Annotated in this window: 10 protein-coding genes; 7 read left to right on the top strand and 3 right to left on the bottom strand. The window is 55.4% G+C overall.

All coding sequences use genetic code 11. The features are described 5' to 3' along the window. The first annotated feature begins 39 nt into the window (after positions 1-39). On the top strand, positions 40-1,515 hold the full coding sequence (gene ilvC / locus GKQ23_RS22685) for a ketol-acid reductoisomerase (RefSeq protein WP_212409491.1): 1,476 nt from the start codon (positions 40-42) through the stop codon (positions 1,513-1,515). A 66-nt stretch (positions 1,516-1,581) separates the two neighbouring features. Here the strand turns inward: ilvC and ppiC are convergent, their stop codons facing one another. Beyond that, positions 1,582-1,863 (bottom strand): peptidylprolyl isomerase PpiC, encoded by a 282-nt coding sequence (gene ppiC, locus GKQ23_RS22680; RefSeq protein WP_056234683.1) that lies wholly within the window; start codon positions 1,861-1,863, stop codon positions 1,582-1,584. 199 nt (positions 1,864-2,062) lie between these two features. Here ppiC and GKQ23_RS22675 point away from each other — a divergent pair, with 199 nt between their 5' ends. From GKQ23_RS22675 to GKQ23_RS22660, 4 genes are all read left to right on the top strand, one after another. Beyond that, on the top strand, positions 2,063-2,878 hold the full coding sequence (locus GKQ23_RS22675) for a MoaF C-terminal domain-containing protein (protein WP_249168453.1): 816 nt from the start codon (positions 2,063-2,065) through the stop codon (positions 2,876-2,878). A 17-nt stretch (positions 2,879-2,895) separates the two neighbouring features. Next, positions 2,896-3,699, top strand: coding sequence for an SDR family NAD(P)-dependent oxidoreductase (locus GKQ23_RS22670; protein WP_212409489.1), 804 nt, complete (start codon positions 2,896-2,898; stop codon positions 3,697-3,699). A gap of 76 nt (positions 3,700-3,775) precedes the next feature. Beyond that, positions 3,776-5,794 (top strand): DNA helicase Rep, encoded by a 2,019-nt coding sequence (gene rep, locus GKQ23_RS22665; protein WP_212409488.1) that lies wholly within the window; start codon positions 3,776-3,778, stop codon positions 5,792-5,794. Positions 5,795-5,926: 132 nt separating this feature from the next. Continuing rightward, entirely contained in the window at positions 5,927-7,309 is a 1,383-nt protein-coding gene (locus tag GKQ23_RS22660; RefSeq protein WP_212409487.1) for an SGNH/GDSL hydrolase family protein, read from the top strand. Between the two features lie 44 nt (positions 7,310-7,353). Here GKQ23_RS22660 and gppA read toward each other — a convergent pair whose 3' ends face one another. Both gppA and rhlB read right to left on the bottom strand, forming a co-directional pair. Continuing rightward, positions 7,354-8,838 (bottom strand): guanosine-5'-triphosphate,3'-diphosphate diphosphatase, encoded by a 1,485-nt coding sequence (gene gppA, locus GKQ23_RS22655; protein ID WP_212409486.1) that lies wholly within the window; start codon positions 8,836-8,838, stop codon positions 7,354-7,356. Between the two features lie 6 nt (positions 8,839-8,844). After that, positions 8,845-10,137 (bottom strand): ATP-dependent RNA helicase RhlB, encoded by a 1,293-nt coding sequence (rhlB, locus tag GKQ23_RS22650; RefSeq protein WP_056234707.1) that lies wholly within the window; start codon positions 10,135-10,137, stop codon positions 8,845-8,847. A gap of 132 nt (positions 10,138-10,269) precedes the next feature. Here rhlB and trxA point away from each other — a divergent pair, with 132 nt between their 5' ends. After that, the gene (gene trxA, locus GKQ23_RS22645) at positions 10,270-10,599 is read left to right on the top strand and encodes a thioredoxin TrxA (protein WP_056234709.1); all 330 of its coding nucleotides are present in this window, start codon (positions 10,270-10,272) and stop codon (positions 10,597-10,599) included. A 361-nt stretch (positions 10,600-10,960) separates the two neighbouring features. Next, positions 10,961-12,220, top strand: a complete 1,260-nt coding sequence (gene rho / locus GKQ23_RS22640; RefSeq protein ID WP_056234711.1) for a transcription termination factor Rho — start codon at positions 10,961-10,963, stop codon at positions 12,218-12,220. The last annotated feature ends 97 nt before the right edge of the window (positions 12,221-12,317 follow it).

The raw sequence follows: 12,317 nt of genomic DNA, 5'->3' as shown, positions 1-12,317 counted from the left end.
ACCAAACATCATGCACCACAACCTGATACGGAGTTTCCCATGGCTAACTATTTCAACACTTTGAACCTGCGCAACCAGTTAGCGCAATTAGGTAAATGCCGCTTTATGGCGCGCGAAGAGTTCGCGGATGAAGCCAGCTACCTGAAAGGCAAAAAAGTCGTCATCGTTGGCTGTGGTGCTCAGGGCCTGAACCAGGGCCTGAACATGCGCGATTCCGGCCTGGATATCGCCTACGCCCTGCGTGCTGAAGCCATTGCAGAAAAACGTGCTTCATGGCGTAAAGCGACCGAAAACGGCTTCACCGTTGGCACCTACGAAGATCTGATCCCACAGGCGGATCTGGTGGTTAACCTGACTCCGGACAAGCAGCACTCTGCCGTTGTTCAGGCGGTACAGCCGCTGATGAAGCAGGGTGCAGCACTGGGCTACTCGCACGGTTTTAACATCGTTGAAGTGGGCGAGCAGGTCCGTAAAGATATCACCGTAGTGATGGTTGCGCCTAAGTGCCCGGGTACCGAAGTGCGTGAAGAGTACAAACGTGGTTTCGGCGTGCCAACGCTGCTGGCCGTTCACCCGGAAAACGATCCGAAAGGCGAAGGCATGGCGATCGCTAAAGCCTGGGCTGCAGCGACCGGCGGTCACCGTGCGGGCGTGCTGGAATCTTCCTTCGTTGCCGAAGTGAAATCTGACCTGATGGGCGAGCAGACCATCCTGTGCGGCATGCTGCAGGCCGGTTCACTGCTGTGCTTCGACAAGCTGGTGGCGGAAGGTACTGACCCGGCTTACGCTGAAAAACTGCTGCAGTTCGGCTGGGAAACCATCACCGAATCACTGAAGTTTGGCGGTATCACCCTGATGATGGATCGCCTGTCTAACCCGGCGAAACTGCGCGCTTATGAGCTGTCTGAGCAGCTGAAAACCATCATGGCACCGCTGTTCCAGAAGCACATGGACGACATCATCTCCGGTGAGTTCTCTTCCGGCATGATGGCTGACTGGGCTAACGACGACAAAAACCTGCTGACCTGGCGCGAAGAGACCGGCGCAACGGCATTCGAAAACGCACCACAGTTTGAAGGCAAGATCCCTGAGCAGGATTACTACGACAAAGGCGTGGTGATGGTCGCTATGGTGAAAGCGGGCGTTGAGCTGGCGTTTGAAACCATGGTTGACGCGGGCATCATCGAAGAGTCGGCTTACTACGAATCACTGCACGAGCTGCCGCTGATTGCCAACACCATTGCACGTAAGCGTCTGTATGAAATGAACGTGGTTATCTCTGATACCGCCGAGTACGGTAACTACCTGTTCTCCTTCGCTGCGGTTCCGCTGCTGAAAGAGTTCATGACCACCCTGCAGCCGGGCGACCTGGGCCAGAGCACTGAAGGCAACGCGGTGGATAACGCACAGCTGCGTGACGTGAACGAAGCGGTTCGCAACCACCCTATCGAAACCGTGGGCAGCAAGCTGCGTGGCTACATGACCGATATGAAACGTATCGCGGTTGCGGGCTAATCAGCCAGACGCGGGGCGGCTGGTGTGCCGCCCACATAAAAAGACGCCCCTGCGGGCGTCTTTTTTTTAGTTACGGTAAATCACTTTGATGATGTGGTAACCGAACTGGGTGTGCAGCGGGCCCTGGGGTTCGATCAGCGGGCAGGAGAACACCACTTTATCGAACGCCGGCACCATCGCACCCTGTTTGAATTCGCCCAGATGACCGCCTTTCTTACCTGACGGGCAGGTAGAGTGCTTCTTCGCCAGCTTCTCAAAGTCAGCGCCCTGCTGCAGCTGAGCTAACAGCTCCTGAGCCAGTTTCTCTTCTTTTACCAGAATATGCAGTGCTGCTGCGGTCTTCGCCATGTTGTTCTCCGAATCGTTCAGTCAGTTCAGGCCAGCGGCCAGGATGGCGCTACTATACCTGTTCAGCGTACGGCACGCGACAGGAGGCATTAAATGCCCTCCTGCCGCGGGCCTCAAATAATGAACACGCGATCACATTCCCCGGCAACCCCGCTGAATAGACTCGGAACCTCATACTGACCGGAAAAGGAGAGTGAGGATGAAGGCGTCCGTATTAAGCAGCGCCGCTGAGTCGGGCTGGAAAAACTACGAGGACTTTGCCGACGGCATCGACGGTAACCGCCTGCTGTCAACTACCCACTGGCGCGGCAGGACGCTGGTGCTGGCACTGGAGGATCAGCCCTCCCTGACGCTTGCCTTTCAGCCCGACGATGAGGGGCTGAACTGGCAGTGGGGCAAAGAGCGGGGAAAGGCGCGGGTGGATGAAGTGTGCATGGATGAAGGGCTCTATTTCTTCAGCTTTCTGCTCAGCCCGGCGGGCGGGTCCGCGCCGGACAGCCAGTGCCTGGCGCTGGTGATCAATACCCTGACGCGTCGGGGGCTGGCGGTGCGCTGCTGCCTGCAGCCTGCCGGGACAGCTGGCGGATCGCGGCTGGAGCAGCAGTTTATGTCCGGCACCCTGGCTGGTGGCGAAGTGAGTGGGGAAGCCCCGGCGCTGACCCGCGAGCTGATCGGCTTTCGTGCCCTCAATATTTACAGCCCTAATCACTACTACGAACATTTCTATGTCAACAGCCAGCGTTATGCCTGGCAGAACCTGCGCGGTGAACAGTTTGGTCAGGGCGATATGGATTATGCCACCTACTACAAATTTTCCGCCGACCGCTACCTGTTTGCCTTTCGCGAAAAGATTATCCCGGTCTGCTCGGTATTCTTTTTTGACTACCCGAACGGACGCTGCACCGGGATTTTTATGGGTCTCGACTCTTCCGGCGACGTCAAGCTGCGCCCGGCCGGTGCGTTGATTTCTAAAATGAGCTTTAACTGCTACCCCAACGGCATTGCGCCGCTGTAACGGACGGGAGGCCCTTGATGGAGACGGGATTAGAAGGAAAAGTGGTGCTGGTCACCGGCGGCAGCAGCGGTATCGGCGCGGCCACCGCTCGCTGGCTGACAGAGCAGGGGGCGAAAGTCGCCATTACCGGGCGTCGACGCGCGGTGCTGGATGCCACCGCGCAGGCGACGGGCGCGTTTGCCGTCGCCGCTGATATGTCCGATACGGCACAAACGGCAGAAGCGGTGGCGCAGGTGGTGAGCTACTTCGGTGGCATCGACAGACTGGTGACCTGCGCGGGCGTGCATGGTGATGCGCGGGTCGGCGAGATGACTGACAACGTCTGGCGGTACAACATGGGCGCCAACCTCGACAGCGCATTTATTGCTGCCCGTGCGGTGCTGCCGCAGCTGATCGCGGCACGGGGTAGCATGGTGATCGTCTCTTCACTGGCCGGATTGTTTGCCGGCCCGGCGGTCGCCGGCTATACGGTTGCCAAGCATGCGCTGATCGGCCTGACCAAATCGCTGGCGCGCGACTACGGCAGGCAGGGCGTCCGCGTTAACGCGGTCTGTCCCGGCTGGGTGCGAACGCCGCTGGCAGATAAAGAGATGCGCGAGCTGGCGCGGCAGCGTGGTCTGCCGCCGGATGAGGAGTCAATGTATCAGGAGGTGACGAAACACGTGCCGCTTGGGCGGCCAGCGCGGCCGGACGAGGCGGCATCGGTAATTGGTTTTCTGCTCTCCGATCTGGCCTCCTATATCACCGGTGCTGCGCTGGTGGTTGACGGCGGGGCGCATGTTGTTGATTTACCGACGATAAGCTTTGCGTCTGGCAGATAGCTGACCTCACGCCTCCACAGTCCGGGCATCTTTGGGTATACTGCCCGCCTGTTTATACCTGTGGAATTTTCAAGCTATGCGTCTTAATCCTGGTCAGCAACACGCCGTCGAATTTGTCACCGGGCCCTGCCTGGTGCTGGCCGGAGCCGGTTCGGGCAAGACGCGAGTGATTACCAATAAAATTGCCCACCTGATCCGCGAATGCGGTTATCAGGCGCGACATATCGCTGCGGTGACCTTCACCAATAAGGCCTCGCGCGAGATGAAAGAGCGCGTGGCGCAGACGCTGGGGCGTAAAGAGGCGCGCGGGCTGATGATTTCGACCTTCCATACCCTCGGGCTGGAGATTATTAAACGCGAGTACGCCGCGCTGGGGATGAAATCCAACTTTTCACTGTTTGACGATCAGGATCAGCTGGCGCTGCTGAAAGATCTCACCGAAGAGTGGCTGGAGAACGACAAAAACCTGCTGCAGCAGCTGATCTCGACGATCTCCAACTGGAAGAACGATCTGCTGGATCCGTCGCGGGCAGCGGCAGGCGCACAGTCGGAGCGCGACAAGCTGTTCGCCCACTGTTATGCACTGTATGACAGGCATCTGAAGTCCTGCAACGTACTGGACTTCGATGATCTGATCCTGCTGCCGACGCTGCTGTTCCAGCGCAACCTTGAGGTGCGTGAACGCTGGCAGCAGCGTATTCGCTATCTGCTGGTTGACGAATACCAGGATACCAACACCAGCCAGTACGAGCTGGTGAAGCTGCTGGTGGGTGCACGGGCGCGTTTTACCGTGGTGGGTGACGACGACCAGTCAATCTACTCCTGGCGCGGGGCACGGCCGCAGAACCTGGTGCTGTTGAAAGAGGACTTCCCGGCGCTGCAGGTGATCAAGCTGGAGCAGAACTACCGTTCGTCCGAACGTATTCTCAAGGCAGCCAATATCCTGATCGCCAACAACCCGCACGTGTTTGAAAAGCGACTGTTCTCCGAGCTGGGCTACGGGGCTGAGCTGAAGGTGGTGACCGCCAACCATGAGGATCATGAGGCGGAGCGGGTGATCGGCGAGCTGATCGCCCACCACTTTATTAATAAAACACAGTACAAGGATTATGCCATCCTCTATCGCGGAAACCATCAGTCGCGCGTGTTTGAAAAGATGCTGATGCAGAACCGTATCCCTTACCGCATCTCCGGCGGCACCTCGTTCTTCTCGCGCCCGGAAATCAAAGATCTGCTGGCCTACCTGCGGGTACTGACCAACGCTGACGATGACAGCGCCTTTATGCGCATCGTTAACACGCCACGCCGTGAGATCGGCGCCGCCACGCTGCAAAAGCTCGGCGAGTGGGCAATGCAGCGTAATAAAAGCCTGTTTACCGCCAGCTTCGATATGGGTCTCAGCCAGACGCTGACCGGACGCGGGCTGGAATCCCTGCAGCGCTTTACCAGCTGGCTGCAGGAGGTGGCACGGCTGGCGGAACGCGAGCCGGTCGCCGCAGTGCGCGATCTGATCCGCGGTATTGACTACGAGAGCTGGCTGTTTGAAACCTCGGCCAGCCCGAAAGCCGCCGAAATGCGTATGAAAAACGTCAACACGCTGTTCCAGTGGATGACCGAAATGCTGGAAGGCAGCGACATTGATGAACCGATGACGCTGACCCAGGTGGTGACGCGCTTTACCCTGCGCGACATGATGGAGCGCGGTGAAAGTGACGAGGAGCTTGATCAGGTGCAGCTGATGACCCTGCACGCCTCCAAAGGGCTGGAGTTTCCCTATGTCTATATGGTCGGCATGGAAGAGGGGCTGTTACCGCACCAGAGCAGCATTGATGAGAACAATATCGAGGAGGAGCGGCGTCTGGCCTACGTGGGGATTACCCGCGCACAGAAAGAGCTGACCTTCACCCTGTGCCGCGAGCGCCGCCAGTACGGTGAGCTGGTGCGCCCGGAGCCAAGCCGTTTTCTGCTTGAGCTGCCGCAGGACGATGTCAACTGGGAAAGTGAGCGTAAAGTGGTCAGCGCCGAAGAGCGGATGCAGACCGGGCAGAGCCGGGTGGCGGGATTAAGAGCAATGCTGGATAAAGCAAGAAAATAAGGTTTTTTTTCAGTTACCTGGCTGCCCTGTATTAATAAAGTAAATGGGTTTTAAGTTTTCAAAAGTCATAATTTTTTTCGATAGTGATTATCCTTTGATGTTCAATTTATTTCGACGTCAAAAGGTTATTTTGTGAAAAAAAATATTCTGTTTTCTATTTCATTGGTGCTATTAGGTGGTGCGTTGTCATCCGTTGCACTCGCGAGTGAGGATGATGAGGAAAGTGTATTCCCGGTGGTGGAGTTGGATAATTATCTGGGCGAAACACCATTGATAAAAACGGATTTTGATAATAATGATCGTCCTTCGCAAAGGGTTTTTTTAGGGCAAAAGTCAACCTATACCTACATGCGATGCATTACTCGTCTGGACAATAATCAGGCTCACCCCGGAAGCACCTGGTACTGGGCAAAAAATGAGTCTGGCAGCGGATACTATAAACTCAATGGCCACTGGTGGTCGAATTTTATAATGCAGTGGAAGAATATGTTCTACACTGACACGCCATATAAAAAGCTGGAAGAAATTTGCAGGAAAACGCTGGCCAGTGAGGGGGTAAATGTCAGACAGTTGGAAATATATGCTGCGGATAATAGTCAGTCTTTTGACCACACGATCTGGTCAATGAATTATGATGCTAAAGGATTGAGGAAAAATGGCGCATTCGAACGTATCATAACCTTTGGTGACAGCCTTACTGACAACAGCAACGTATTCAATGCATCAATGTGGAAAGCCCCGAATTCAAAGACCTGGTATCGTGGACATTTCAGTAATGGCTATGTCTGGCACGAGTATCTGGCTGGAAATCTGGGGATTCATTCCTATAACTGGGCGGTGGGAGGGGCTGAAACAAAAGATACCTCTGTACTGGGGCTGATTAAGATCCCTGGAATTGACAAGCAGATCGACTCTTTCGTTTCTTATATGAATGAAGACAAAAACTACAATGCAGGGAAATCGCTCTTTTCAATCATGGCCGGCGGTAATGATCTGATGAATGGTGATATTGAACCTGAAGAGATGATATCTAATATCGATAAAGGGATTTCCCGGCTGACGAGCCTGGGAGCGAAGAGCATCATCGTAATGACGGCACCTGATGTTTCTCTGGTGCCGGGGATGCAGGATAAGTCTGATAGCGAAAGGCTCAGGTTAAAAGATTACGTACGCGTCCTTAACAACGGAATAAAAGAGAGCGTAAAACGCCATGAATACCGTAACCGAGGTAACGTTGATATTCATCTTCTTGATGTTGAGAAAATCTTCAATGACCTGGTGAAAAACCCGGGGGAGCATGGCATTGATGATGTAAAAAATGCCTGCCTGGACATCAACAACATTTTACCCTTGCCGGATTATATTTTTAATTTCAAACCTTCGCCATCATGTCAACATGATAAGGTTCACCTGTTCTGGGATAACGTGCATCCAACAACCTATGTCCATGAACTGATTTCAACGAAGATAATGGCAGCCATTATTCAGCATTACAATCTGACTATCGAAGAGTAATAAAGATACCGGAAGGTGACATACATCGCCTTCCGGTTTAATGTTCAGACAATCGTCAGCGACCAGTGCACATAACTTTGCCAGTGCACTTCCTGCTCAAGCAGCTCGGCGCGCAGCGGATGGGCTTCCAGCCAGCCGGCTGGCAGGGTCAGCGTCAGGGTGTCTTCCTCCGCCAGCAGGCGCACCGCAGGCAGCGTATTATCGCGGCGGCGGCTGGCAAAAATGATCGCCAGCCGCAGCAGGCGCGAAAGACGTTCCGCCACCCGCGGCGGCACGGCATTTTGCTGGCTCAGTAACGCCAGATCGATGCCGTTTCGCTGATTCTGCAGCAGGGTTGCCAGCAGCTTTTTCTGGGCCGGGGTAAAGCCGGGCAGATCGAGATTGCGCACCAGATAGGCCGCATGCTGTGGCGCCTGACGGAAATCGACGCTCAACCCAATTTCATGGATCAGACAGGCGCTGTCCAGCAGCTCCCGGCTGATGTCATCCAGCTTCCAGTTCTGGCTAATCTGGCGGGCGAAACTCTCGGCCAGCTGGCGGACGCGCTCGGCCTGTTCTGCATCGATCGCAAAACGGCGTTGAACGTTGTGCAGCGTCCTGCTGCGAATATCGCGATCCACCGGCAGGTGCAGCATGCCGTAGACCAGGCCTTCGCGCAGCGCGCCACCGGCCAGCGTCATACTCTCGATATTCAGCTCGATAAAGATGGCGATCAGGATCGACAGGCCGCTGGGGAACACCAGCGCCCGCTCCAGCGTCAGGCCTTCGATCTCCAGCTCTTCCAGCTTGCCGCACTGAATGGCGCGCTGCTTCAACTGCTGCAGCTTGCCGAGCGTAATCCGCTCGTCCATGCCCTGCGCCATCATGATTTCCTGCAGCGCCTGCACGGTGCCGGACGCGCCGACACAGATCTGCCAGCCCTGCTCGCGCAACACCGCGGCCACCGGACGGATCATCTCACGGGCGGCGGCCTCTGCCTGAGCGAAGTTCTCACGGCCAAGGTGGCGATCGGCGAAATAGCGTTCCAGCCAGGTGACGCAGCCCATCGACAGGCTGAACAGCGCGGTCGTTTGCGCGCCCTTGCCGGTAACCAGCTCGGTGCTGCCGCCGCCGATATCCACCACCAGACGTTTATCCGCACCACCGGTGGTGTGGGCTACCCCCTGGTAGATCAGGCGCGCCTCCTCTTCACCGCTGATCACGTTGATCGGGCAACCGAGGATCTGTTGAGCAGCGATCAGGAACTCGCCGGCGTTAGCGGCGATACGCAAGGTGGCGGTCGCCACCACGCGGATCTGTTCCGACGGGATATCCTGCAGCTGTTCGGAAAACAGCCGCAGGCACTGCCAGCCGCGCTCCATGGCTTCACCAGAGAGCTGGCTTTGGCTGTCCAGCCCGGCCGCCAGGCGCACCTTGCGTTTGATGCGGGCAATGGTCTGGATACTGCCAGCCACTTCGCGCACCACCAGCATATGAAAACTGTTCGATCCGAGATCGATGGCAGCATAAAGTGATGACGCGCTCAGCATGGTGGCTTAACCCGGGCGTTTGCGGTTGGGGCTGCGCGGCGCGCTGCCACGGCGATTGTTGTTGCCGCCACGACGCAGGTTGTTACCGGTGCGGTTGCGGGTTAAACGCTTCGGCGGCGGCAGTTCGCTCATCAGCGCATCGCTGTTATAGCGGCTGACCGGAATGCTGTGACCGATATACTCTTCAATCGCCGGCAGGTTCAGCGCGTACTCTTCACAGGCGAGGCTGATTGAGTGACCGTTGGCACCGGCACGGCCGGTACGGCCAATACGGTGCACGTAGTCTTCACGATCGTCAGGCAGATCGTAGTTGAAGACGTGCGTCACGGCCGGGATATGCAGACCACGCGCGGCCACGTCGGTCGCCACCAGGATATCGACATCACCCTTAGTGAAATCTTCCAGGATACGCAGGCGCTTTTTCTGCGCCACGTCGCCTGTCAGCAGACCCACGCGGTGACCATCGGCGGCCAGGTGGCCCCAGATATCTTCACAGCGGTGCTTGGTGTTGGCAAAAATGATGGCGCGATCCGGCCACTCTTCTTCCAGCAGCGTTTGCAGCAAACGCATTTTTTCTTCGTTGGAAGGGTAGAACAGCTCTTCTTTAATACGGTGTCCGGTTTTTTGCTCTGGCTCGACTTCTACGTATTCCGCGTTGTTCATGTTCTCAAAAGCCAGTTCACGCACGCGGAATGACAGCGTGGCGGAGAACAACATATTCAGGCGCTGGTTGGCGGCAGGCATGCGGCGGAACAGCCAGCGGATGTCTTTAATAAAGCCGAGATCGAACATGCGATCGGCTTCGTCAAGTACCACCACCTGGATCGCGCCCAGATTAACGTGGTTCTGTTTGACGTAATCGATTAAACGGCCGGTGGTGCCAATCAGGATATCAACACCGCTTTCCAGCACTTTCAGTTGCTTATCGTAGCCATCGCCACCGTAAGCCAGACCGAGTTTCAGTCCGGTTACCTGCGCCAGCGGCTCTGCATCCGCATGGATCTGAACCGCCAGTTCGCGGGTCGGAGCCAGAATCAGCGCGCGCGGTTGATTAACCTGGCGACCTTCCGGAGCGGGGTGAGAGAGAAGATGATGAAACGTTGACGTCAGAAACGCCATCGTTTTGCCGGTACCGGTTTGCGCCTGACCTGCTACATCACGCCCGGAGAGCGTAAACGGTAATGCCAGCGCCTGAATAGGCGTGCAATTTTGAAAGCCTTTAGTTTCAAGGGCTTCAATCACCTGAGCGTGCAGGGCGAAGTCGGAAAACTTCTTTTCGGTTAAGTGTGTTTTGCTCATAGTGTGGTAGAATATCAGCTTAGTATTGCTTTACGAAAGCATATCCGTTGAAATAAAAGCGAGTGAAATAACGCTAACCTGATGCTGCTTCCTGCTACATCATTTAGGTAAAGATAATCTCCTGGAGTAAACATGAGCGATAAAATTATTCACCTGACAGATGACAGCTTCGTAACGCAAGTTCTGCAAGCTGAAGGCGTGACCCTGGTCGACTTCTGGGCCGAGTGGTGTGGTCCGTGCAAAATGATCGCGCCAATTCTTGATGAAGTGGCAGAAGAGTACGAAGGTAAACTGACCGTTACCAAGCTGAACATCGATGAGAACCCGGCCACTGCCCCAAAATACGGCATCCGCGGTATCCCAACCCTGCTGCTGTTCAAGAACGGCGAAGTGGCAGCCACCAAGGTGGGCGCACTGTCTAAAGGTCAGCTGAAAGAGTTCCTGAACGCGAACCTGGGCTAATCACACGATACCGGCGTCCTGCGCTGCGGATTTTTTTTCTGACCGCTGGACGCCCGGCTTTAGGCGTGCTAAGTTAAATTCACTGCACGACGAACTTACCTTGCTAGTTTGCATCTTTAGATTTTTTCCTTGTTGAACGCTGTATTCATCACAGTTTTACAGACATTCAGCAATCTGACGGTTAGTATCAACTGAATTCCGGCACTTTCCTTACCGTCTCCTCGTCTCAGATCTGCGTTATCCTGCATGCGATCATCGAGTGGACCCGGGAACAGACCGCCATTAAACAGGCATGGATCTCTAGCCATACCATTGACGACAAACAGTTCAAGTTTTACCCCGAGTTTAAGAACCCACCATTATGAATCTTACCGAATTAAAAAATACGCCGGTTTCTGACCTGATCACTCTCGGCGAAAATATGGGGCTGGAAAACCTGGCGCGCTTGCGCAAACAGGACATTATCTTCGCCATCCTCAAGCAACACGCGAAAAGTGGCGAAGACATCTTCGGCGACGGCGTACTCGAGATATTGCAGGATGGATTTGGTTTCCTCCGTTCTGGAGACAGCTCCTACCTCGCCGGTCCCGATGATATCTACGTTTCCCCTAGCCAAATCCGCCGCTTTAACCTCCGCACTGGTGACTCCATCTCTGGCAAGATTCGACCGCCAAAAGAGGGTGAGCGTTACTTTGCGCTGTTGAAAGTTAACGAAGTTAACTACGACAAGCCTGAAAATGCCCGTAACAAGATCCTGTTTGAGAACTTAACGCCGCTGCACGCTAACTCGCGTCTGCGTATGGAGCGCGGTAACGGTTCAACGGAAGATCTGACGGCTCGCGTACTCGACCTGGCATCGCCAATTGGTCGCGGTCAGCGTGGTCTGATCGTGGCACCGCCGAAAGCCGGTAAAACCATGCTGCTGCAGAACATCGCGCAGAGCATTGCTTATAACCATCCTGACTGCGTGCTGATGGTGCTGCTGATTGACGAGCGTCCGGAAGAAGTGACCGAGATGCAGCGTCTGGTTAAAGGCGAAGTCATTGCTTCTACCTTTGATGAGCCAGCATCGCGCCACGTTCAGGTTGCTGAGATGGTGATCGAAAAGGCCAAGCGCCTGGTCGAGCACAAAAAAGACGTGATCATCCTGCTGGACTCCATCACCCGCCTGGCGCGTGCCTACAACACCGTGGTACCGGCCTCTGGCAAGGTACTTACCGGTGGTGTGGATGCCAACGCCCTGCACCGTCCGAAGCGTTTCTTCGGTGCGGCACGTAACGTGGAAGAGGGCGGTAGCCTGACCATCATCGCCACCGCGCTGGTTGATACCGGTTCGAAGATGGACGAAGTGATCTACGAAGAGTTCAAAGGTACCGGCAACATGGAACTGCACCTGGCGCGTAAAATCGCTGAGAAGCGTGTGTTCCCGGCTATCGACTACAACCGTTCTGGTACGCGTAAAGAAGAGCTGCTTACCACCTCGGAAGAGCTGCAGAAGATGTGGATCCTGCGTAAAATCATCCACCCGATGGGTGAGATCGACGCAATGGAATTCCTCATCAACAAGCTGGCGATGACCAAAACCAACGATGACTTCTTCGACATGATGAAGCGTTCGTAACGGTCAACCGTCACAGCTGTGTTCTAAACTCGGGAAACGCCACGCATAGTCGTGGCGTTTTTCGTTTCTGCTCTATACGCTGTTTTACACGCGGGAG

The organism is Erwinia sp. E602 (assembly GCF_018141005.1).
In the GTDB taxonomy this organism is placed as follows: Bacteria; Pseudomonadota; Gammaproteobacteria; order Enterobacterales; family Enterobacteriaceae; genus Erwinia.
This window is presented reverse-complemented; position numbering and strand designations above follow the sequence as displayed.